Raw genomic sequence first — 23412 nt, forward strand, 5'->3', positions numbered from 1 at the left:
ATCATGTCGAAGGCACGCACCTCCTACGGCCGCATGGCGCTGGTCCACCTGGCGCTGATCGCCTATACGCTCGTCGCCGTGTTCCCGGTGTTCCTGACGCTCATCAACTCGTTCAAGAACCGCAATGCGATCTTCCGCAACCCGATGCAACTGCCGACCCCGGAAACGTTCGACCTCGTCGGCTATGCCACGGTGCTCGGGCAGGGGGATTTCGCCACCTATTTCCAGAACAGCCTGATCGTCACGGTCGTTTCGATTGTCCTGGTGCTGCTGTTCGGCGCGATGTCCGCGTTTGCGCTATCGGAATACCGCTTCCGCGGCAACACGCTGATGGGGCTTTACCTGGCGCTCGGCATCATGATCCCGATCCGTCTCGGCACGGTGGCAATCCTGCAGGGGATGGTGGCGACGGGACTCGTCAACACGCTGACGGCGCTGATCCTCGTCTATACAGCGCAAGGGCTGCCGCTCGCCGTCTTCATCCTGTCGGAATTCATGCGCACCGTTTCCGACGACCTGAAGAATGCCGGCCGCATCGACGGGCTTTCCGAATATTCGATCTTCTTCCGGCTGGTGTTGCCGCTGGTTCGGCCGGCCATGGCGACGGTCGCCGTCTTCACGATGATCCCGATCTGGAACGACCTGTGGTTTCCGCTGATCCTTGCGCCCAGCGAGGCGACGAAGACCGTCACGCTGGGATCGCAGATCTTCATCGGCCAGTTCGTCACCAACTGGAACGCCGTGCTCGCCGCCCTGTCGCTGGCGATCCTGCCGGTTCTCGTCCTCTATCTCGCCTTCTCGCGGCAGCTCATCCGCGGCATCACTTCAGGAGCAGTGAAATGAACCCTTCCTCCGCCCCGATCCGCGTGCTTTCGGCCGGGCTTGGCAACATGGGCCGCAGCCATGCGCTCGCCTACCACGAGAACCCCGGTTTTACGATCGTCGGTCTCGTCAACCGCTCGAAGGTGGAGCTGCCGGAAGCGCTGAACGGTTACGAGATCCTGCCGTCCTTCCCCGAGGCGCTGAGGGAGTTGAAACCGGAGCTCTGCTCGATCAACACCTATTCGGACAGCCATGCCGAGTATGCGGTGATGGCCATGGAGGCGGGCGCTCATGTTTTTGTCGAGAAACCGCTCGCGACCACCGTTGCCGATGCCGAGCGCGTGGTAGCCTGCGCCAGGGCCAATGGCCGCAAGCTCGTGGTCGGATACATCCTGCGCCACCACCCCTCGTGGATGCGGCTGATCGCCGAGGCCCGAAAACTTGGCGGTCCCTACGTGTTCCGCATGAACCTGAACCAGCAGTCGAGCGGCCCGACCTGGGCGACGCACAAGCAACTCATGCAGACGACGCCGCCGATCGTCGATTGCGGTGTGCATTATGTCGACGTCATGTGCCAGATCACCGACGCCAGGCCGGTCGAGGTGCGCGGCATGGGGCTGCGGCTCTCCGACGAGATCGCGCCCGACATGTACAACTACGGCCACCTGCAGGTCCTGTTCGAAGACGGCTCGCTCGGCTGGTACGAGGCCGGGTGGGGGCCGATGATCTCGGAAACCGCCTTCTTCGTGAAGGACGTGATGTCGCCGAAGGGCTCGGTGTCGATCGTCATGGACCCGAACGCCAAGTCCGACGACATCGACACGCACACGAAGACGGCGGTAATCCGCGTCCACAATGCGGAGACCGGACCGGAGGGCCGCTTCCTCAAGGCCGACGAGGACCTGCAGATGGCCGGGGAACCGGGACACCAGGAGCTTTGCGACCTGGAGCAGGCCTATGTGCTGAAGGCGATCCGCGAGGACATCGACCTGTCGCGGCATATGGACGATGCGGTTCAGTCGCTGCGCATCTGCCTTGCCGCCGACGAGAGCGTGCGCACCGGCAAGCCGGTCAAGCTGTAAGAAGGAAACGTCGATGGGCTCTCTGCAACTGAAATCTGTGCGCAAGTCGTTCGGCCCGGTCGACGTGCTCAAGGGCATCGACCTCGAGGTCAAGGACGGCGAGTTCGTCATCTTCGTCGGCCCCTCCGGCTGCGGGAAATCCACACTGCTGCGCATCATCGCCGGCCTGGAGGATGCCACCTCCGGCAACATCCTGATCGACGGCGCCGAGGTCAGTGCCGTGCCGCCGGCCAAGCGCGGCATCGCGATGGTGTTCCAGTCCTACGCGCTCTATCCGCACCTGACGGTGCGGGACAACATGGGTATCGGGCTGAAGCAGGCCGGGGCCCCCAAGGCACAAATCGAGGAGCGCATCAAGAAAGCTTCCGCCATGCTGTCGCTGGGGCCGTACCTGGACCGCCGCCCGGCCGAACTTTCCGGCGGCCAGCGCCAGCGCGTCGCGATCGGGCGCGCCATCGTGCGCGAGCCGAAACTGTTTCTGTTCGACGAGCCGCTCTCGAACCTCGACGCGGCGCTGCGCGTCAACACTCGCCTGGAGATCGCGCGGCTGCACCGCGAGCTGAAGGCGACGATGATCTACGTCACCCACGACCAGGTCGAGGCGATGACGCTTGCGGACAAGATCGTCGTCCTCGACGCCGGTGTGATCCAGCAGGTCGGCTCGCCGATGGAACTCTACAACCGGCCCGCCAACCTGTTTGTCGCGGGCTTCATCGGTTCGCCGGCGATGAACTTCATCGACGCGGAACGGCTCGGCCAGAATGGTGCCAAAACGATCGGAATTCGCCCCGAGCACATCACACTTTCGCGAGAGAAAGGTGATTGGATGGGCAGGCTCGTCCACGTCGAGCACCTCGGTGCTGACACAATCGTCTATCTGGAGAGCGACAGGGTCGGGCTGCTGACCGCGCGGCTTTTCGGGGAACATCACTACGCACCCGACGATATCGTCTATGCGACGCCAAACGCCGGACAACTGCATCGCTTCGATGCGGAAGGCCGGGCGATACGATGATGCCCCTCATCACAATTCCGTGATAGGGGGTATTGTGCGGCGCAATAATCCATTGCGCTTCCGCAAGATCCAACATACATGACTGATTGTATAACTGCGATGCGGGGAGCGAACGGCTTTCCGCATCGAGTCTTTTCAAGGCCTTCCGACCGTACGCTCAACGGTTCCGGACGCTGCCAACCCTCTTGATGGAAGAACCAATGCGTTTGACGAGACCTTTCGTGATTGCGACGATGAGCAGCCTTCTTGTGCTGGCGGGATGCCAGAAGGAAGAAGGCCAGCAAGGCGCTGGCGGTTTTCCGCCGGCCCAGGTGGCGGTCATCACCACCAAGACCGAGGAAGCGCCCATCACCAACGAACTGCCCGGCCGCATCGCCGCGACGCGGACGGCCGAGGTGCGGCCGCGCGTCTCGGGCATCGTCGTCGAACGGGTGTTCCAGCAGGGCTCGATCGTCAAGGAAGGCGACGTGCTCTATCGCATCGACCCCGAGCCGTTCCGCGTCCAGGTCGCCAGCGCCGAGGGCACGCTGCGCCGCGCCAAGGCGGTGCAGATGCAGGCCAAGCAGGCGGCAGACCGCCAGGAGCAGTTGAAGAAGTCGAATGTCGCTTCAGAGCAGCAGTTCGACGATGCCGTGGCAAACCTGGCGGCCGCCGATGCGGACGTCGCGATCGCCGAAGCGGGCCTGGCCACGGCCAAGCTCAACCTTCAATACTCCGAAGTGACCGCGCCGATCAGCGGCCGGATCGGCCGTGCGCTGATCACCGAGGGTGCCCTCGTCAGCTCCAACGGTACCGAGGCGCTGGCCACGATCCAGCAGCTCGATCCGGTCTATGCCGACTTCACCCAGTCGGCGACCGACCTCATCCGCCTGCGCAAGGCGCTTGAGGAAGGCGACCTGATGACCGACGGAAACTCGGCCGACGTCAAGCTGCTGTTCGACGACGGCACCGCCTACGAGCATCAGGGCAAGCTGCTGTTCTCGGAGGCGGCGGTGGACGCAACCACCGGTCAGGTGACGTTGCGCGGCGAGTTCCCGAACCCGACGAACGACCTGCTGCCGGGCATGTATGTGCGTGTCCAGATCCAGCAGGGCATCGAGAAGAACGCGATCCTGGTACCGCAGCAGGCGGTGCTGCGTGACACCGCCGGCCAGGCGCAGGTCTATGTCGTCAACGCCGACAACACCGTGGAGGTGCGCCGCATCACCGTCGGCCGGGCGGTCGGGCAACGCTGGGTCGTCACCAGCGGCCTGCAGTCCGGCGAAAAGATTGTCGCCGAAGGCTTCCAGAAGGCGCGGCCAGGCAGCGTGGTTGCTCCATCGGAATGGAAGCCGGCCGTCGAAGCGGCGGAAGCCGACGGCGCGACCGGAGAAGCCGCGCCCGCCGCGGAAGCGAAGGCCGAGCCGGCCGCCGCAGCGAATTGAGGTTCTGACCAATGCCACGTTTCTTTATCGACAGGCCGATCTTCGCCTGGGTCGTCGCCATATTCATCATGATCGCGGGGCTGATCACGATTCCGATGCTGCCGGTTGCGCAGTATCCGAACGTGGCCCCGCCGCAGATCTCGATCGGGACAACCTATCCTGGCGCCTCGCCCGAGGACATGTATCTCAGCGTCACGCGTCCGATCGAGGAGGAGCTGAACGGCGTTCCGGGGCTGATCTATTTCGAGTCGACCTCGGAATCCTCCGGCCGCATCGCCATCAACGTGACCTTCGCGCCCGGCACCGACATCGACCAGGCGCAGGTGGAGGTGCAGAACCGCATCGCACGCGTCGAGCCCCGCCTTCCGCGTTCGGTGACCCAGCAGGGCATGCGCGTCGAGCAGGCCGGCACCAGCTTCCTGATGGTGGTTGCGCTCAAGTCCGACGACGGCAATACCGATGCGATTGGCCTTGGCGACTACATGAGCCGCAACGTCATCGGCGAAATCCGCCGGGTACCGGGCGTCGGCAGTGCCACGCTCTTCTCCACCCAGCGCTCGATGCGCATCTGGGTGGACCCGGACAAGATGGTCGGCCTGAGCCTGACCGTGGACGACGTGACCCGGGCCATTGCCGCTCAGAACGCACAGGTCTCGGCCGGCCGCATCGGCGCGCAGCCGAACCCCATCAACCAGCAGATCTCCGCGACCGTTCTCGTTCGCGGCCAGCTCGCCACGCCCGAGCAGTTCGGCTCGATCGTCCTGCGCGCCAACCCGGACGGCTCCACCGTCCGGCTGCGTGACGTCGCGCGCATCGAAATCGGCGGCGAAACCTACAACTTCTCCGCCCGGCTGAACGGCAAGCCGACCGCGGCGATCGGCGTCCAGCTGTCGCCGACCGCCAACGCCATGTCCACGGCGGAGGGTATCCGGGAGAAGATGGACGAACTGGCGCAGTTCTTCCCGCCGGGCATCAGCTACGAGATCCCCTACGACACGACGCCGTTCGTCGAGGCGTCGATCGAGAAGGTGGTCCACACCCTCATCGAAGCCATTGGCCTCGTGTTCATCGTGATGTTCCTGTTCCTGCAGAACATCCGCTACACGGTGATACCGACGCTCGTCGTGCCGGTGGCGCTGCTCGGCACCTGTGCGGTGATGTTCGTCGCCGGCTTCTCGATCAACGTGCTGACGATGTTCGCCATGGTGCTGGCGATCGGCATCCTCGTCGACGACGCCATCGTCGTGGTGGAGAACGTCGAGCGCATCATGGCCGAGGAAGGGCTGCCGCCGAAGGAGGCGACCCGCAAGGCGATGGGCCAGATCACCGGCGCGCTGATCGGCATCACGCTGGTGCTGACGGCCGTGTTCGTTCCCATGGCCTTCTTCCCTGGCGCCGTGGGCATCATCTATCAGCAGTTCAGCCTGACGATGGTGGTGTCGATCCTGTTCTCCGGTCTCCTGGCGCTTTCGCTCACGCCGGCCCTCTGCGCCACGTTCCTGAAGCCGATCGCCCACGGTCATCACCAGAAACGCGGCTTCTTTGGCTGGTTCAACCGCAGCTTCGACAAGACCACGAACGGCTATTCGAGCATGGTCGGCGGCGTCGTCAAGCGCTCCGGCCGCCTGATGGTCGTCTATCTCGCGCTGCTCGTCGGCCTCGGCTACGCCTATATCCAGCTGCCGACGTCGTTCCTGCCGAACGAGGACCAGGGCTTCCTGATCGTCGACATGCAGGCTCCGTCCGAGGCAAGCGGCAGCCGCACCCAGGGGGTGATCGAACAGGTCGAGCAGATCTTTGCGAAGGAAGAGGCGGTCGATCAAGTGGTGGCCATTTCCGGCTTCAGCTTCGCCGGTTCCGGCCAGAATGCCGGCCTCGCCTTCGTCAGCCTGAAGGACTGGTCCGAACGCGGACCGGAGAACTCGGCGGACGCAATCGCCGGACGGGCCAACGGGCAGATCTTCGGCACGGTCAAGGACGCGATGGCGTTCTCGCTCTCGCCGCCTCCGATCCAGGGCCTCGGCAACTCGAGCGGCTTCACCTTCCGCCTGCAGGACCGCGGCGGCATGGGCCAGGCCGCGCTCTCCGCCGCGCGCGACCAGTTGATGGCCGCCGCCCAGCAGAGCAAGATCGTGGCCGGCCTGCGCGTCGAAGGCATGCCCGACGCCGCCCAGGTCAATCTGGTCATCGACCGCGAGAAGGCGAACGCCTTCGGCGTCACCTTCGCCGACATCAACTCGACGATCTCGGCGAACCTCGGCTCGTCCTATGTCAACGACTTTCCGAACGCCGGCCGCATGCAGCGCGTGACGGTGCAGGCGGATGCGGAAAAGCGCATGCAGACGGCGGACCTGCTGAAGCTCAACGTCCGCAATGCCAACGGTGGCATGGTGCCGCTGTCCTCCTTCGCCTCGGTGGAGTGGGTTCGCGGCCCGGCGCAGATCGTCGGCTACAACGGCTATCCGTCCGTCCGCATCAGCGGCCAGGCCGCCCCCGGTTACTCCTCGGGCGATGCCATCGCCGAGATGGAACGGCTGGCAGCGGACCTGCCGAACGGCTTCGGCTACGAGTGGACCGGGCAGTCGCTGCAGGAGATCCAGTCGGGCTCGCAGGCGCCGGCGCTGATCGCGCTGTCGATCCTGTTCGTCTTCCTGCTGCTGGCGGCGCTCTACGAGAGCTGGTCGATCCCGCTGTCGGTCATGCTTGTCGTGCCGCTCGGCGTCATCGGCTCGGTGCTGGCGGTCACGCTGCGCGGCATGTCGAACGACGTGTACTTCCTCGTCGGTCTGATCGCCATCATCGGCCTGTCGGCGAAGAACGCGATCCTGATCATCGAGTTTGCCAAGGACCTGCGTGCCGAGGGCAAGTCGCTGAAGGAGGCGGCGATCCAGGCGGCGCGGCTGCGCTTCCGCCCGATCCTGATGACTTCGCTCGCCTTCACGCTCGGCGTTCTGCCGCTGGCGATCGCCACCGGCCCGAGCGCTGCGAGCCAGAACGCCATCGGCACCGGCGTCATGGGCGGGATGATCTCGGCCACCGTGCTTGCGGTCGTCTTCGTGCCGGTCTTCTTCGTGTTCATCATGAAGCTGTTCGGCGGCAAGGCGAAGGCGACAAAACGGGTGGCGGAAGCCGCACCGGCCGCCGGCGAGTAAGACTTGAGTGCCCGCCGCGAGGCGGGCACTCTTCTGTTAGGAGTTAAAATGCGCAGAACCAAAGCCGAAGCGGAAGCGACGCGCCAGCAGATCCTATGTGCGGCCGAGCGGGTCTTCTTCAGGAAGGGTGTGTCCAACGCAACGATGGAAGAGGTGGCGAAAGCTGCCGGCGTTACGCGGGGTGCGGTCTACTGGCACTTCGCCAACAAGATCGATGTGTTCATGGAGCTCTACAAGTCCGTGCCTCTGCCGCAGGAGGACATGATCGCGCAGGAGCTCGAATCCGAGGATGCGGACGTGCTCGCCGTCGTGGAGCGGGCGGCGGCCGACTGGCTCGACACGCTGGCCATCGACGAGCAGCGCCAGCGCATCCTGACCATCCTTCTGCGCTGCGACTATTCCGGCGAGTTCGCACCGGTTCTGGAAAAGCAGCAGAATGTCGACGACGATCATAAGTGCAAGCTCGAAAGCGCGCTGACGCGCGCGGCGACGAAAGGACAGCTCAGTGCCTGCTGGACGCCGAAGTCTGCCGCGTCGGCGCTCAGGTGGATGATGAAGGGTCTCTGCAGCGAATGGCTGCTTCATGGCCGCCGCTTCGACCTCGCCAGGGAAGGGCGGGATGGCGTGCAGCGCATGATTGCGAGTCTCAGGCCGGAAAAGAGGACTTCCTAAAGTGCGGCAGCGGGAACGGCCGGAGCCGCCGCTAGTCCGCCCCTGTCTCCATCCGGCTGATCCAGTCGTCGCCGATTTTCCAACGCTTCAGAACTGAAATCGGATCTTCTGCATCAAGCCTGGAGCAGATGCGGTAAACCTCCAGCGTCTCCGCACTCATCTCGCCCTTCTGGAAAAAGTACATGGCGGCCGCATAGCGGGTGCGGCCCGACCGATCGATGCCGGTCGGCGTGCGGACCAGGGTCCAGTTGTGGCGGCTGTTTTCGTCCATGGTGATTGTCTTTCACCTGGTCTTTCTTGCCATCACCGAAGTCCTGGTGGCATGGCGGTGCGGCGCGCCAGCTTGACGAACGGGCGCGGCACGATTGTTGCGCGTTTCATCATCTTCCGGTAGCGCAACTCCCGCATGGCATAGATCTCCACCCAAAGGTCGTTGACGAACCTGGTTCCGTAGGGACGGTCCAGGCTGGCGATGGCGATGTTGCGTTTCGCCGTCGGCGACCAGATCGCGGCCGTGATAAGGCCGGCCTCGTGCTTGCGGCGATGGTAGACGATCGCGTGCTCGGCAGGAATATTCCCTTCAATTTCAAGGCCGACCAGCACATGCTTGAGAGTTTGCTTCCGCCGCGCTTCAAGGATCGCCCTTCTTCCGTTGAAATGTGGCTTGTCCGGATCGACCAGCCAGTCGAGGCCAATCTCGTCGGGCAGGCGGACGCGGTCTGAGCGAAGGGCGCCCTCGGCGGTAACGAAATCGGCATTGGCGACGATGAAGCCGGCCTCGATGCGGGTGCGGTTCAACGCCGAATAGCCAATCGCACGGATGCCGTGCTCGGCGCCGGCGCTCCAGAGCCGATCCCAGAGCGAGAGGGCTGCCGCGCGCGGCACGAACAATTCATAGCCGAGATCGCCGCTGAAGCCGGTCCGCGAGATGGTGACCGTTCCGCCGTCATGCGGGAACGTGCCGATGCCGAAGGGCCTGAGTTGCTCCGTGCCGGCAAAGCCGGCGTCCTGCAGGACGGCATAGCTCGTCGGTCCCTGCAGCGCGACGCCGGCGATCTCTTCGGTCTCTTCCCGAATCTCGACGGTGAAGCCGATGGCGCTGTCGAGCAGCCAGGGCAGGTGGCGTTCCTGGCAGCAGAGGCGAAAGTGCTGCTCGCCGAGCCTGAACAGCGTGCCGTCATCCAGCACATGGCCGTGGTCGTCGCACCAGGCGGTGTAGTGGACGCGGTTGATGCCGAGCTTGCGCACGTCACGCAGAGTCAGGCGGTTGACGTAGCGTTCGGCGTCCGCGCCGGTGATGCGATATTTCACCATCGGCGAGATATCGAAAAGTGCGGCCGTCGAGCGGATGGCAAAGTACTCCAGTTCCTCGTCAAAGAGCGCGTGCGGCGCCTTGTAGCCGGCCCAGTTGTACCAGTCGTTGACTTCGTCAAGTGCAGTGAGGCGCGGGTGGAACGGCGTTTCGAGGCGCGGCATCAGGATATGGTCGCGTGCGGCGCGGCGGGCTTCGACAGCGTTCAGGGGCTGGGTCATCAGGTTCATCGCTTGGCTCCCGACAGAATGTGACGGGCGGCGTTCCAGCCGGCCAGCCCGGAAATGCCGCCGCCCGGGTGCGCGCCCGCGCTGGCAAGGTACAGGCCGTCGATCGGTGTCGCGTAACCGGAGGCCGCACGGGTCGGCCGGTTGATCAGGAGTTGGTCGGCCTGAAGCTCCCCGTGGTGCCAATGTCCACCCGGCAGGTCGTATTCCGTTTCGATATCGGCGGGCGTGCCGAGGTCTGCGGCAATGATCGTCCTGCCGATTCCCGGTGCATGGCGTTCCAGGATGTCGAGAACGATCTTGAGGAAAGCAGGCTTGCCCGTTTCCCACCCCATCTTCAGTTTGTAGGGAGCATACTGGACCAGCGCGGAAAGCGTGCAGGCGCCGTCTGGCGCAAGCGTTCGGTCGGCAAGACTCGGCAGCACGATCTCCATGACGGGATCCGGCGAGAACTCGCCGTACTTTGCCGGATTGAACGCCGTCTCGACGTGTTCCATCGAGCGGCTGATAACGATGCGGCCGTTATGATCGCGGCCCGTAAGGCCGGTGAAGTTCGGCATGCGCTCAAGCGCCAGGTCGAGCTTGGCCACATTGCCGGCCGTGCGGATATGGCGGATGGAGCGGAGGAAGCCGGTATCGCTCTCGGCGGGATCGAGCAAACGGAGAAAGGTCGTTTGCGGATGGACGGCGGACACGATCACGGGTGCGGCAATCTCCGCGCCGTCCCCCAGCACGACGCCGCTTGCCCTGCCGCGATCGGCGAGGATGCGGCCGACCCGGGTGTCGCAACGAATGGTGACGCCGGTCTTTTCTGCGGCCTTCAGGAAGGCCGGGACCACCGCCGCCATGCCGCCTTCGGGAATGAACTGGCCGCCGGCCTTCCCCTCCACCTCGCCCGTCAGCCGATAGTAGAGCCCAAGCAGCGACGTGGGCGAGCGCGGACCGAGATGGACGCCGAGCGTGGCGTCAAAGGCGAGCAGCCCCTTCAGGCGGTCGTCTTCCAGATACTCGTCGGCGACGTCGGCAACGTTCATCAGCAGCATGCGCAGGAAGTCCCGACCCTCGGCACGCCCCTTGCGGATCAGGCCGAAGCCTGCGGCGGCGAGCGTCGAGATGTCGCCCATGCCGATCGCGCCGAGCTGCGGCGGCGGGCGACGCAGGAAGCGCTTCAGGATGCTGGCCTGATAGACGAGCTTGTCGCGCAGCCTGCCGAAGGCTTCGGCCTCGGAAGCGGAAATGCCGTCGATCGTCTCGCCATAGGCGCCGCGCAGCACTGCCGGTTCGTTCTGACCGTCGAGCACGACGGTCGGCATGGCCGGGCCCGATTTCGGCATAAGCGTCAGCCCGAGGTCGCAGGCGACCTCCGGGTCAAGCCGGTTGACGAGGTGGGCGAGGCCGGCGGAGCGGAAGCCGGGGGCGAATTCGCGGCCGCGGACGGCCCCGCCCGGCGCGCTGGCGGCCTCCAGCAAGAGGACTTTTCGGCCGCCCTTGCCGAGCTTGGCGGCGGCGGCGAGGCCGTTGTGGCCGGCGCCGATGACGATGGCGTCGTAGGCGTTCGCGGTGATCCTGGCGGGCGCATCAAATGACGTCATGGGCCTTGCTCATCTGTTCAGGGCTGCGCTTGAGGTCGCGAAGGATTTCCATCGCGGCATTGCGTCCGGGCGCGCCCATGACGCCGCCTCCGGGATGGGTGGAGGAGCCGCACATGTAGAGACCGGCGATCGGGCTGCGATACTGCGCGTAGCCGGGGACCGGGCGGTTAAAGAGCAACTGGTCGAAGGTCAGCTCGCCCTGGAAGATGTTGCCTTCGGTGAGGCCGACCTCGTTTTCGAGCTCCTGTGGCGTGCGGACCTCCATGTGGACGATCCGGTCGCGGAATCCGGGCGAGTAGTCGGCGATCTGGCTGATGACCGTTTCGGCGAAGGCGTCGCGGTCGGCATCGGTCCAATCACGCCCCTCGACCTTGGGCGGGCAGTACTGCACGAAGCAGCTCATGAAGTGCTTGCCCGGCGAGGTCATGGTCGGGTCGAGCGGGGTCGGGATCATCGTGTCGAGCATCGGATCGGCCGACCAGCGGCCGGCCTTCCAGTCGTCATAGGCGCGCTCCATCCGTTCGATCGAGTCGGTGAAATGCAGGTCGCCGCGGATGCAGGTCGATCCGTGCGGCAGCGCCGGGAACTCGGGCAGGCTGTCGAGCGCGATGTTCACCTTGCCGGAGGAGCCGCGCATCTTGAAGTGCTTGACGCGATGGACAAAGTCCTCCGGAAGATTTGCTTCGTCCACGAGCGAGAGGAAGGTGCGCTTCACGTCGGCATTCGACACCACCAGTCCGGCGTGCACCTCTTCACCGCTCGCCAGCACGACGCCGGTGGTGCGGCCGCCGCGGCTGAGGATCTTCACCACCTCCGCATCGGTGCGGATCGTGCCGCCAACCGACTGGAAGGAACGTGACAGGGCCTGTGTCACGGCCCCCATGCCGCCGCGCGCGTAGCCCCAGGCGCCGACGGAGCCGTCGACCTCGCCCATGTAGTGGTGCAGAAGGACGTAGGCGGTGCCCGGCGACATCGGCCCCAGCGCCGTGCCGATGATGCCGGAGATCGCCAGATAGGCCTTGATCACGTCGGTCTCGAAATATTCATCGAGAAAGTCGGAGATCGACATGGTCCAGAAGCGCAGTGTTACGGCCATCTCGCTCGGGCTGAACTCGCCGAATTTCTTCGCCAGATAGAGCAATTCGGACAGGTCGCGCGGCCGGAACCCGAACGGGTCCGGCGCAGTCCGCATCAGAAGCGGCTGGATGAAGCGGCATTGCCGGGTGACGTCGCGGGCATAGCGGTCATAGGCTTCGGCATCGCGTTTCGAATAGCGGGCGAATTCGCGGCGATGGCTGTCATGGTCGCGATAGGAGGCCAGATAGTCGCCGTCGCGGGTGAGGACCGCGCCGCCCTCATAGGCGACGACCTGCAGCCCGTGCCGCGGCAATTCGAGGTCGCGCATGATCTCCGGGCGAAACAGCGAGCAGACATAGGAGCAGTTGGAGTAGAGAAAGCCGGGTGTCAGCTCGCGGCTGGTCGCAGCACCCCCGACCCAGCCGTTCTTTTCAACTACCACGACATCCAGCCCGGCCCGCTGCAGGTAGCACGCCGTCACCAGTCCGTTGTGGCCGCCGCCAACGATCAGGGCGTCGCATTTTTGCATTCTACGTTCTCCCCCCACTGCCCGGAAAGGCTGCACCAAACGTCAAATCTTGTCCAGATATTTTGAATGAGCATTCAGCAAGGATATTGCAATTGCCTGATAACCCGCTAGAATTTTGCTGCGGTGGCAATGAGCATGCAAGCAGTCGGGCGGGAGGGCCTCATGACGGCGGCAGGGTCAGGACTGGAGCACGAACCGGAATATGACGAAGCGGCAATCCGTTTCCTCGAGGTTCTCTGGGGGGAGGGATTCCTGTCGCCCGGCGGGCCGGCCGAGGTGGACCGCGTGCTGGCCGGGCTGGATCTCGCCGGGAAGACAATTCTCGACTTCGGCTGCGGCGCCGGCGGCGTGTCGCTGCATATCGCCAAGACCTACGATCCGGCCGAGGTGGTCGGCTATGATGTCGAGCAGCCGGTGATCGATCATGCGCGGGCGGCCGCAGTTCGCGAGGGGCTGTCGTCGCGCGTGCGCTTCGTCGCGGGTTCATCCGGCCGCCTGCCCTTCGATGACGCGGAGTTCGACGTCGTCTTCTCCAAGGATGCAATGGTGCACGTGCCGGACAAGGAATGGCTGTTTGGCGAGCTCTACCGTGTCCTGAAGCCGGGCGGGCGGCTTGCGGCGTCCGACTGGCTGATCTCGCATGACGGCGAGCCGTCCCAGGACATGCGGGACTACATCGCCGCCGAGGGCCTGAGCTTCGGCATGGCCTCGCCGCAGCGCTACCTGGCGGCGATGACCGCCGCGGGCTTTGTCGATGCGTCGGCCGAGAGCCGCAACGCCTGGTACCGCGAGACCGCACGCAGCGAACTGCAGCGTCTGCAAGGCTCGCTTCACGCCGCGGCGGCGGAAGCCGTGGGCGAGGAGTATGTCGCGAAGAACGTTCGCACCTGGACTGCCATGCAGAAGGTGCTTGACACCGGCGAGCATTGTCCCACTCATCTTCGTGGCAGCAAGCCGGCCGGAGGACCTCCGTGAACGAGACGCTGCGAGACCCCAAGATGAGAATGGCGGTGAAGATGCGGGCTGGCGCAGCGCAAAAAGTCGTGACCGAAGTCGAGAAAAAGGGACGCAAGGCCTCAAAGGAAACGAGACGGCAGCAACTGATCGAGGCGACGATCGATTCGCTCGCCAAGCGCGGGTATGCCGAAACGACGCTTGCCGATGTGGCGGATGGAGCCGGCCTTTCCCGCGGGATCGTCAACTTCCATTTCGAGAGCAAGGAAAACCTGCTCATCGCGACGCTGCAATACATGGCTGACGAGTACGCCAATCATTGGAGTTCGGCGCTGGAGAAGGCGGGGGATCGTGCCGCAAACCGGCTCTGGGCGCTCGTTTTGGCCGACTTCGACCGCAAGATCTGCACCAAGCGCAAGCTCGCCGCCTGGTGCGCCTTCTGGGGCGAGGCAAAGTCGCGGCCGACCTATCAGGCGCTCTGCGGCGCGCGCGACGTCAAGTACCAGGAAACCGTCATTTCGCTGTGCGCAGCGCTCAAGGAGGAGGGCGGCTACAGCTATGCGCCGGAAGCGATGGCACTTGCCGTTTGCGCGACGCTCGAAGGGCTGTGGCTTCGCCTGATGATGGGCGATGGGACCACGCGTGAAAACGCGCTGGCGGCAGCGATCGAAGCGATCGTGGCGCTTTTTCCGATGCACATCGCGCGAAACGGACCAAAATAGCCAATCAAAAGGGGAGGAAGCATGCGCACTTTGAACAGAACCAGAGAACTGGTCACAACCGCCTTCGTGACAGCACTTGCGCTCTCCACCGCCATGCCGGCCGTTGCCGGCGACGGGCTGACAATCTTCGAGTGGTCCGGCTACGAGGATCCGGCGATCCATCCCGCCTACACGGAGAAGTATGGTGCCGAGCCTGACTTCGCCTTCTTCGGGGACGAGGAGGAGGCATTCCAAAAATTGCGCTCTGGCTTCAAGGCGGACATAAGCCACCCCTGTTCGCAGAGTGTCGTGAAGTGGCGTGAAGCAGGCCTGCTCGAGCCGTTGGATACGGCAAAGCTGAAGTACTGGAACGACGTGCTGCCCGGCTTCAAGGCGATGAAGGACCTTATGACGTCGGACGACGGAACCGCGTGGCTTCTGCCGTTCGACTGGGGCAACACCGTGCTGACCTATCGCTCCGATACCGTCAAGCCGGAGGAAATCGAGTCCCTGAAGGTCTTCGCCGACCAGAAATTCAAGGATCGCGTCTCGATCGGCGACAACGTCGATGATGCCTATGCGCTCGCCAGCCTCGCGATCGGGGTGAAGGACTGGACGAAGATGACCGACGACCAGTTCAAGCAGGCGTCCGACTTCCTGCGCGACGTGCACAAGAACGTCCGCCTGTACTGGACCGACAACACCGAACTCAGCCAGGCCATGGCAAGCGGCGAGGTCGATCTGGCCTGGGCCTGGAACGACACCTCGACGCAGCTTCAGGCCGACAATGTGCCCGTGGCGATCAAGAAGGATACGAAGGAGGGCCTGTCCACCTGGGTTTGCGGTTTCGTCCACCTGAAAGGCGGGGAGGGGAGCGAAGAGAAGGTTTATGATTACCTCAACGCCGTGACCGATCCCGCGGTCTCGAAGTATATGGTGGAAGCCTGGGGTTATGGTCACTCCAATGCGAAGGGCATGGCGGCGGTAGACGCAGCGATGCTGCAGCAGAAGGGGTATGGCGACATTGACAAATTCGTTGCCAATACATTGTTCCAGTCGCCGATGCCGACCGAGCTGCGGCAGAAAATGATCGCCGAGTTCGAGAAGATCAAATCGGGCTATTGATGCCGGTATCGCGGCGGCGACTCCAAGTTTGACGGCAACAGATACCACCGCGAACACCTTGGCTCCCGATTGCAATCCGGGAGCCAACCGTGCCGCTCCGACAAGAGAGCTTTCCAGCGCGGCCGAGTGCCGGCTCGGGTCCGGTATCCGGGGTCTGTAGGTCGTCGAGGGATGGCGCGGCGAAGAAGCGGCCTTGTCGCGAGGCCAGGTCGCATTGCCGGCCTGGATCCTCAATAGCGACCGGGTGTTTCAAAAGGGAGCGCGTACGCAAATTGCGCCCTTGCTTCAGGCGTCTAATCCGCTTCGGTTCGCCCGGTCACACCCGCGAGACCGCTTCGTCCTCCGCCAGCAGCACGAACGCATCCGGATCATAGGCCAGCCGGATCTCGGCGCCGATCGGCAGGTCGTCGGCACCGTAGTTGTTGGTCTCGACCATGGAGAGCGGCTGTTCCAGTCCGTCGACACCGATCGTCAGATAGGTGACCTCGCCGAAGTAGGCGCGGTTTTCCACCCTGCCTCTCAGTTGATGAGGGGCGGGTTCGTCATCCCAGAGAAGGCGGAGGCGTTCCGGCCGGATCCCGACGGTGACGTGACCGTTGGCCGCGGCGAAGCCCTGCGGCTTGCTGAGATTGATCGTGCCGAACCGGGATGCTTCGACGGAGACGTTCCCCGTACGCTCGCCAAGCAGCTTCGCCTGCAGGAAGTTCATGCCGCCGAGGAAGTCTGCGACCTTGCGCGTGCGGGGATGCTGATAGATCTCCTTCGGCGTATCGACCTGCGCGATCCTGCCGCCAAACATGACGGCGATGCGATCGGACAGGGCGAGCGCCTCGTACTGGTCGTGCGTGACGAGAATGAAGGTGATGCCGACGGCCTTCTGCAGGGTGCGCAATTCAACCTGCATCTGTTCTCGGAGCTTCTTGTCGAGCGCGGAGAGCGGTTCGTCGAGCAGGAGCACCTTCGGGCGCATGACGAGCGCGCGCGCCAGCGCCACGCGCTGGCGCTGGCCGCCGGAAAGCTCGTTGGCCTTGCGCTTGTCGAGCCCGGAAAGTCGAACCTGGTCGAGAGCATCGGAGACACGCTTGCGCTCCTCCGTCGCGCTAAGCCGCAGGCGCTTCAGGCCGTATGCGACGTTTTCACCCACATCAAGGTGGGGGAAGATGGCGTAATTCTGGAAGACCATGTTGGTCGGGCGCTTGTTGGCCGGAAGCAGCGTGCAAGGCACGCCGTCGATGCGAATTTCGCCGCCGGTGGGGACGTCGAAGCCCGCAATCGAGCGCAAAAGCGTGGTCTTGCCGCAGCCCGAGGGGCCAAGCAGCGAAAAGAACTGGCCTTCGCCGATCTGCAGCGAGACGTCGTCCAGCGCCTTGTAGATGCCGTAGTACTTGGAGACGTTTTCGATGGCGATCATCGGACGGTCCGGCATGGTGGCTCCTGTCAAATTCCAAGGGCGGCCTGCGTGCGGCGTTCGGCGCGCCGGCGCAAGACTTCGGCGGCGGTGAGAAGCAGCACGGAAGCGACGATCATGAGGCTGCCCAGCGCGAGCACGGCCGGCAGTTTGGCGGCGAAGCGAAGCTGGCCCCAGATGTAGACGGGCAGCGTCGGCTCGGTGCCGGAAAGGAAGAAGGCAAGGATGAACTCGTCGAGCGAGATGGTGAAGGTGACGAGCAGGCTGGAGACGATCGCCGGTGCCACGACCGGCAGCGTCACGCGGCGGAAGGTGCCGAACGCGGTTTCCCCGAGATCGTAGGAGGCCTCCTCGAGGCTGCGGTCGAACCCCTCGAAGCCCGAGACGAGCACGGACATCGAATAGGGAATGCAGAAGACCACCTGACCAAGAATGACGGTGAGAAGCGATAGTTCAAGGCCCAGTTGCAGCGTGATCATCAGGAGCGACACGGCAACGATGATCTCCGGCAGAAACAGCGGCGCCATGATCAGGCCCGTGGCCGGGCTCTGGCCGCGGAAGCGATAGCGCGTGATGGCGCGCGCAGCGCAGATGCCGAGCGTCGTGCTGAGGAGGGAGACGCAGATGCCGACCACGAGGCTGTTGCGGGCGGCTTCCAGCAGCACGGTGTTGCCCCAGAGCGAGGCGTACCACTTGGTCGTGAAGCCTGCGAGCGGGAAGGTCGTGGTTGCGGCGTTGTTGAACGAGAAGACCGGCAGGAGCAGGATTGGCAGGTAAAGGAAGACGAAGTACAGCGCCACATAGACCGGCAGGAAGGGCAGGAGGCGTATCCTTCGCAGCATCAGCGGATCCTCCGCACGGCATAACGCAGCGACAGCACAACGGCCGCCGCCGTGAGCGAGACCAGGACCATGGTCGTCACGGACAGGGCGGCGCCCAACGGCCAGTTGGCCGCTTTGCCGAACTGGGCCTGGATGGCGGTCGCGATCATCACCCCGTCCTTGCCGCCGACGAGCTTTGGCGTGACATAGTCGCCGACCGTCGGAATCATCACGATCAGGAAGGCGGAGACGACGCCCGGCATCGACAGCGGCAGGGTCACGCGCAGGAAGGCGCGCAGCGGGGTGTCGCCGAGGTCCCGCGCCGCCTCGATCAGCGACCGGTCGATCTTCTGCAGCGAGACGTAGATCGGCAGGATCGCAAATGCCGCCCAGCTATGGACCAGCGTGATGACGACGGCGTTGGCGTTGTAGAGCAGCGACGTGATCGGTTGGTCGATGATGCCCGCCGACATGAGGCCGGTGTTCAGCACGCCGCCATAGCCGAGGATGACCTTCCACGACATGACGCGCAGAAGGTAGCTCGTCCAGAACGGGATCGTTACGAGGAAGAGCCAGAGGTTCTTGTGCACCCCGCCATGGAACGAAATGTACCAGGCGATGGGGTAGGAGAAAACGACCGTGATGGCGCTGGTCAGCAGCGAGATCCACAGCGAGCGGACGAACAGGTCGCGGTAGATCGGCTCGGTCAGCGCGAGGCGGTAGTTCTCGAAGGTGAAGGTCCGGTCGATATCGAGATAGTTCTGCGTCCAGAAGCTGTAGGCGATGACGACCAGCACCGGGACGAGCAGAAGCGCGAGCGCGTACAACAAGGTGGGTGAGATCATCGCGAGGCCTCTGGCCTCTTCGCTTCGCAGCCACCGGCTGCCGGCGGAGGGGGGCGGCGTTTCCGCCGTCGCGACGATCGCCGCCGCGCTCATCGTTGCCTTCGCCGATCGGGGCAGAGCCCGCTTTGATGGAATGCCGAGTTCATCGCGCCCGCCTTTCCGGCTGTTTGCTGTTCCCGGGTCAAGGATGAACGCAAATCGCCATTGAAATCAAGCGTTATTTCTGTAATATTGATTGAACAAACATTCAATATGATAAGCAATATGATCTTCTTATCAGCGACTTGTGTGTTTCCATGATGCATTTGTGGGGGTAAGTATGGCTGCGATTCCTAAGGCGACAGGCGGCAATGGTGATGCGATTGGCGATGGGCCGGACGAACTGACGTTGCTTGCCGAGCGTCACCTGGTGCAGCCGTGGCCCGTTTCCGGCTCCATCGGCGCCGAGGCGCGCGGGCGCCTGGAGGCGGGCGAGGGGATCTATGTCACCGATGCCGCCGGCCGCAGGCTGATCGACGGTCCCGCCGGCATGTGGTGTGTCAATGCCGGCCACCGGCGCCAGGAGTTGGCCGACGTCATGGCCGCGCAGGCGATGGAGCTCTCCTATAACTCGCCGTGGTACACCACGAACGCGCCATCGGCGGTGCTGTCGAAGCGGCTGGCCGATCACGCGCCCGATGGCCTCGATCACGTCTTCTACACGACGGGCGGCTCTTCGGCGGTGGAGACGGCGCTGCGCTTCATGCAGTTCGCCAACAACGTGAAGGGGCGGCCGGACAAGAAGCTGATCGTGTCTCGCCAGGGCGGCTATCACGGGTCCACCTATCTCTCTGCCTCGCTGAATGGCCGTCCGCGTGACCACGACTGGATGGACAGTGCCGAGGGCCTGGTGATCAAGCTGACCTGCCCCAATCCCTTCCGCCGGCCCGAAGGTGTGGGCGAGGCGGAGTTCTGCGACGCTCTCGTGGCCGAGTTCCGCGATGTGATCGAGAAGGTGGGCGCCGGGCGCATCGGAGCGTTCATCGCCGAGCCGATCATGGCATCGGGCGGTGTGATCGTCCCGCCGGAGGGCTACCTCGTCCGCATGCGCGAACTTTGCCGGGAACACGACATTCTCTTCATCGCCGACGAGGTGGTGACCGCCTTCGGCCGGCTCGGCCATGTCTTCGCCTCGCAGGAGGTCTTCGGGCTCGATCCGGACATGATCACCTTCGCCAAGGGGGTGACATCGGGCTATTTCCCGCTCGGCGGCGTGATGATCGCGGGGCGGCTGTTTGAGGAACTGCGCCGATCGAACCATTCCGACGCGATGTTCGCGCATGGCCTGACCTATTCCAGCCATCCGATCGGTTGCGCGGTCGCGCTGAAGAATCTCGATATCCTCGAGGGTGGGCTGCTCGACCATGCCCGCGACGTGTCCGGTCATTTCCAGTCGAGCCTCAAGGCGCTGGAAGACCTGCCGCTGGTCGGCGAGGTGCGCGGGCTAGGGCTGATGGCGTGCGTTGAATGCGTCGCCGATCGCGTCAGCAACAATCCGCTGACGCTTGACCTGGAGGTGGGCAAGCGCATCGACACTCATTGCCAGGAACTGGGGCTGCTGGTGCGACCGCTCATCAACATGTGCGTCATGTCTCCGCCGCTGACGATCAGCAAGAGCCAGATCGACGACATGGCGACGATCCTGCGCCGCGGCATCGAGTTGACGACGGACGATCTGGTGCGCGAGGGGCTGTGGCACGGATGACGACAAAAATTGCGTGAACGTCAGGGCTTCTCGTCCCCGGCCTTGGCACATTCGGCCTGCGAGAGTGGGCCCAGGCCGCGCGTCTTATAAGACGCGCAAAGGTCGCTGTGGCGCTTTGAATTGCTGATGTTTACATCCTCAAACCGGCTACGCTTCCTTCCGTCACCCCGGACTTGATCCGGGGTCCAGCAGCGCCGCGTCGGCGGCGCGAAAAAAGTTCTGCGCTCAAGGACTTGAGCGCGCTGGATGCCGGATCAAGTCCGGCATGACGGACAGGTTGAATGCTGCGTGCCACGGCTTGGCAATGCGGCAACTGCGTGCCTGAAGCTACATCATCGCCGCATTCACCGCCGGCATCTCGTTTTCAGCCGGGGCCTGCTTCAGCGTCATGACCGGGAGCACCTTGCGCAGATGGTCATGGTGGGTGCGCACGCCGTACTCGAGGTCGGACAGATAGAAGCCTGCAAAGGCGGCCGAGGTCATCGCCTCGTTCGACCAGATCGTCAGTTGAACGTCCTCGGCCTGGGTGTCGCGATCGATGCGGGCGGCGAGATAGCGGGCAGCGGCCTGCTCCCGGGTCTCGTCCCGATACCGGTAGACGCCGCCGCGCAGCAGCGTTCTGCCAACGGACAACGGAAATTCCTGATAGAACTGCACCGTCTCCGGCGTCACGGCGAGCACGGAATTGGGAAACAGGCCGTAGTAGATCCAGGCCTTGCGCAGATGTTCGGGGAGGCGCGCGTTTTCCGGCGCGATCTTCACATAGCGGCCGACGCTCCAGCGCCGTCCGGCGTGCGGATTATAGGTGGCGAACGAGCGGCTGACGCCGTTGACGAAGGGTTCGTCAACGTAGGTCGAGCCGTAGAGATCCTGGAGGGCGGGATGCGCCATCGCCACATGGTAGCCCTCGTTGTCCACGTCGCGCACGGACTTCCAGTTGACCGGCGTTTCCTGGGTGTGAATGCCGCTTGCGGGAACCATGTCGGCGGGTCGGTAGCACGACAGTTCCGCCTCGAACGGCTTCATCAACTCGGCGACCGAGGATTGCGGGCCGGGGGCGAAGCGGATGAAGACGAAGCCCTGCCAGATTTCGCATTCGATGGCCTTTAATGCGAATTCGTTCTTGTCCATCGGCGGAAAGGAATTGGGGCGGGCCGCCCCGCGCAGCGTGCCGTCGAGATTGTAGACCCAGCCGTGGAACGGACAGACCAGCGCGTTGCGGCAGGTGCCCTTCTCGTCGGCGACAAGCCGTGAGCCGCGGTGACGGCAGATGTTGTGGTACGCTTTGATCTCGCCGCTCTGGTCGCGCAGGACCAGGGCCCGCTCGCCAACGATGTCGAGGGTCAGGTAAGCGCCCGGCTCGGCGACGTCGGAGACATGGCAGGCGATCTGCCAGTGTTCCCGAAAAACATGCTGCTTTTCCAGCTCCAGCAGGGCGGCGCTGTGGTAGCACCAGCCCGGCAGGCCGCTGCGGTCCCAGTCATTCGGAATCGTGATGTCGCGCACAACCGTGTTCATGACCGCCCTCTGTCTTGCTGAACGTTCATTCAAGTAAAGCACATTTTCCTAGCGCAAGGAATAGGTTGGTCGCGTGGCTTTGGAGGTGGAGGTGCTCTTCGAGGCTATGCGGTTGCTGATCTCCCGGAAGGGAGCGACAGCCGATTGGCCGCTGCTTGGCTGTCCGCTCCTCTTGAAGCGGGCCGGTGGCTCCTGGGTGATTGGCTGGCGCGCCGTCTCTACCGGTCCAGTTCGGGATAGCGTTGGAATCCTGGGCGCATCTTCTCGCCGATCAGGCAGTCGGTGCGGTCCGCGGCCGGAACGAAGCTGGCCGGGGACTGGCGGCCGCTGACTTCGAGGACCAGCTTGCGACGGATCGCCATGGCGAAGTCTTCCGGCTCCTGTACCGACATGACGAAAGCGCCGGGGCCGCCGATGACGCAATCGGCATAGTAGCGGTCGAGCGGACCAAAGCCTGCCGAGGGGCGAACCATGATCGCAAGTCCATTGACGACGATGCCGAGGGCTGTCGCCGCGTCGCGGGCGGGCGTCACCGGTGCGCCGTAGTTGTTCGGCCCGTCGCCGGAGATGTCGATCACCCGCCGCGCGCCGGCAAAGCCGTTGGCGTCGAACAGTTTCGAGCCGTAGGCGATGGCGGCGGAGAGCGAGGTTCCGCGGAGGGATGCGAACGGTCGCTTCCGGATCAATTCGGCGAAGCGGGCGGCGTCGTCGGCCGTGGCGATCAGCGACCACGGCAGCTGCGAGTTTTGGCCGATGATCCCGCCCCACTCGAAATAGCTGATGGCGATCCGTCCGTTGAAACCTTCGCGAATTGCGGCGAGAAACTCAGGATGCGTCAGCGCGGCCACATAGCCGGCGCGCTGGATCTGCGCTTCCTCCAGATCCATCGAGCCGGAAATATCGACGGCAAGCACCAGCTCGAGGTCGACGGCCGTGCCGGATTCCGCTGCGGCGTCCCTGGGTTCAGCGAAGGCTGTCAGGCCGAGAAACATGGTGAGGGCGGCAAGCAACATCCTGCACCTCCTGGTCTCCGAACCGGTGTCCGCCACGCCCCGGGCGGCAGGCGGACTGTTGCAAAAAGCTAAATCGGACGATCGGCTGTCCTCGCTATCGATCCCGGCTCGCCGAGGCCGTGCGCACCCGTCGCTAGGCAATCGTTACCAGTCAAATCCTAGCACACAGGCCTGTTTCGACCGATCCGCAGGCGCATTCAACTCTCGGTGAGGTACGCCCGTCGGGGGCATTTCACTGAACGATTGGCGGCATCGTCGGTCCCGCCGATTGCATTCTGCAGGCATCACCAGCGAACGTGAGGGTTATGCTCTCGCTAAATTGTCCGCCGGGCGCGCTGGACCGTCGTCCACGCGATCAGACCTGCGGCGTTCTGATGCT

At 64.1% G+C, this 23412-nt stretch carries 19 protein-coding genes; 10 read left to right on the plus strand and 9 right to left on the minus strand.

Annotated features, from left to right (window positions below):
- Positions 1-3: 3 nt before the first annotated feature.
- The 6 genes from JNC62_RS11980 to JNC62_RS12005 all read left to right on the plus strand — a co-directional run bounded on the left by JNC62_RS11980 (position 4) and on the right by JNC62_RS12005 (position 8167).
- Positions 4-843 carry a carbohydrate ABC transporter permease gene (locus tag JNC62_RS11980; RefSeq protein WP_374839021.1) on the plus strand — a complete coding sequence of 280 codons (840 nt, stop codon included), beginning with the start codon at positions 4-6 and terminating at the stop codon, positions 841-843.
- Entirely contained in the window at positions 840-1904 is a 1065-nt protein-coding gene (locus JNC62_RS11985; RefSeq protein ID WP_374839022.1) for a Gfo/Idh/MocA family protein, read from the plus strand. The genes JNC62_RS11980 and JNC62_RS11985 overlap by 4 nt, the downstream gene beginning before the upstream one ends.
- Before the next feature lie 13 nt (positions 1905-1917).
- A complete protein-coding gene (locus JNC62_RS11990) occupies positions 1918-2919 on the plus strand; it encodes an ABC transporter ATP-binding protein (RefSeq protein WP_374839023.1) in 1002 nt (333 codons plus the stop codon).
- Positions 2920-3119: 200 nt separating this feature from the next.
- A complete protein-coding gene (locus tag JNC62_RS11995) occupies positions 3120-4343 on the plus strand; it encodes an efflux RND transporter periplasmic adaptor subunit (RefSeq protein ID WP_510186522.1) in 1224 nt (407 codons plus the stop codon).
- Positions 4344-4354: 11 nt separating this feature from the next.
- Positions 4355-7495: a multidrug efflux RND transporter permease subunit gene (locus tag JNC62_RS12000; protein WP_374839026.1), complete on the plus strand. Its 3141-nt coding sequence runs from the start codon at positions 4355-4357 to the stop codon at positions 7493-7495.
- Between the two features lie 48 nt (positions 7496-7543).
- Positions 7544-8167 carry a TetR family transcriptional regulator gene (locus JNC62_RS12005; RefSeq protein WP_374839028.1) on the plus strand — a complete coding sequence of 208 codons (624 nt, stop codon included), beginning with the start codon at positions 7544-7546 and terminating at the stop codon, positions 8165-8167.
- Positions 8168-8198: 31 nt separating this feature from the next.
- On the opposite strand, the gene JNC62_RS12010 is transcribed toward JNC62_RS12005, so the two are convergent.
- The 4 genes from JNC62_RS12010 to JNC62_RS12025 are packed head-to-tail and all read right to left on the minus strand — an operon-like array spanning position 8199 to position 12904.
- Positions 8199-8438 (minus strand): hypothetical protein, encoded by a 240-nt coding sequence (locus JNC62_RS12010; RefSeq protein WP_374839029.1) that lies wholly within the window; start codon positions 8436-8438, stop codon positions 8199-8201.
- Between the two features lie 32 nt (positions 8439-8470).
- Entirely contained in the window at positions 8471-9709 is a 1239-nt protein-coding gene (locus JNC62_RS12015; RefSeq protein ID WP_374839031.1) for an aminomethyl transferase family protein, read from the minus strand.
- Complete coding sequence (locus JNC62_RS12020) at positions 9706-11298, minus strand: phytoene desaturase family protein (RefSeq protein ID WP_374839032.1); 1593 nt, start codon at positions 11296-11298, stop codon at positions 9706-9708. The genes JNC62_RS12015 and JNC62_RS12020 overlap by 4 nt, the downstream gene beginning before the upstream one ends.
- Positions 11285-12904 (minus strand): phytoene desaturase family protein, encoded by a 1620-nt coding sequence (locus JNC62_RS12025; protein WP_374839034.1) that lies wholly within the window; start codon positions 12902-12904, stop codon positions 11285-11287. The genes JNC62_RS12020 and JNC62_RS12025 overlap by 14 nt, the downstream gene beginning before the upstream one ends.
- Before the next feature lie 162 nt (positions 12905-13066).
- Here JNC62_RS12025 and JNC62_RS12030 point away from each other — a divergent pair, with 162 nt between their 5' ends.
- From JNC62_RS12030 to JNC62_RS12040, 3 genes are read left to right on the plus strand one after another with little or no spacing between them, the layout of a single operon-like run.
- On the plus strand, positions 13067-13879 hold the full coding sequence (locus tag JNC62_RS12030) for a class I SAM-dependent methyltransferase (RefSeq protein WP_374839036.1): 813 nt from the start codon (positions 13067-13069) through the stop codon (positions 13877-13879).
- 23 nt (positions 13880-13902) lie between these two features.
- Positions 13903-14580 carry a TetR family transcriptional regulator C-terminal domain-containing protein gene (locus JNC62_RS12035; protein ID WP_374839304.1) on the plus strand — a complete coding sequence of 226 codons (678 nt, stop codon included), beginning with the start codon at positions 13903-13905 and terminating at the stop codon, positions 14578-14580.
- Positions 14581-14601: 21 nt separating this feature from the next.
- On the plus strand, positions 14602-15684 hold the full coding sequence (locus tag JNC62_RS12040; RefSeq protein WP_374839037.1) for an extracellular solute-binding protein: 1083 nt from the start codon (positions 14602-14604) through the stop codon (positions 15682-15684).
- 316 nt (positions 15685-16000) lie between these two features.
- Here the strand turns inward: JNC62_RS12040 and JNC62_RS12045 are convergent, their stop codons facing one another.
- Genes JNC62_RS12045 through JNC62_RS12055 form a run of 3 tightly spaced genes read right to left on the minus strand, consistent with a single transcriptional unit; the run spans position 16001 to position 18851 of the window.
- The gene (locus JNC62_RS12045; protein WP_374839306.1) at positions 16001-17095 is read right to left on the minus strand and encodes an ABC transporter ATP-binding protein; all 1095 of its coding nucleotides are present in this window, start codon (positions 17093-17095) and stop codon (positions 16001-16003) included.
- Positions 17096-17121: 26 nt separating this feature from the next.
- Complete coding sequence (locus JNC62_RS12050; protein WP_374839039.1) at positions 17122-17934, minus strand: ABC transporter permease; 813 nt, start codon at positions 17932-17934, stop codon at positions 17122-17124.
- Entirely contained in the window at positions 17934-18851 is a 918-nt protein-coding gene (locus tag JNC62_RS12055) for an ABC transporter permease (RefSeq protein WP_374839041.1), read from the minus strand. Before JNC62_RS12055 ends, JNC62_RS12050 begins: the two co-directional genes overlap by 1 nt.
- Positions 18852-19077: 226 nt before the next feature.
- On the opposite strand from JNC62_RS12055, the gene JNC62_RS12060 reads away from it, so the two are divergent.
- Complete coding sequence (locus tag JNC62_RS12060) at positions 19078-20502, plus strand: aminotransferase (protein ID WP_374839043.1); 1425 nt, start codon at positions 19078-19080, stop codon at positions 20500-20502.
- 327 nt (positions 20503-20829) lie between these two features.
- On the opposite strand, the gene JNC62_RS12065 is transcribed toward JNC62_RS12060, so the two are convergent.
- Together JNC62_RS12065 and JNC62_RS12070 are read right to left on the minus strand one after the other, a co-directional pair.
- Positions 20830-22020: an aromatic ring-hydroxylating oxygenase subunit alpha gene (locus JNC62_RS12065; protein ID WP_374839044.1), complete on the minus strand. Its 1191-nt coding sequence runs from the start codon at positions 22018-22020 to the stop codon at positions 20830-20832.
- Between the two features lie 218 nt (positions 22021-22238).
- Positions 22239-23030, minus strand: coding sequence for a DUF1194 domain-containing protein (locus tag JNC62_RS12070; RefSeq protein ID WP_374839307.1), 792 nt, complete (start codon positions 23028-23030; stop codon positions 22239-22241).
- Positions 23031-23412 lie beyond the last annotated feature (382 nt).

The organism is Mycoplana ramosa (assembly GCF_041930185.1).
In the GTDB taxonomy this organism is placed as follows: domain Bacteria; phylum Pseudomonadota; class Alphaproteobacteria; order Rhizobiales; family Rhizobiaceae; genus Mycoplana; species Mycoplana ramosa.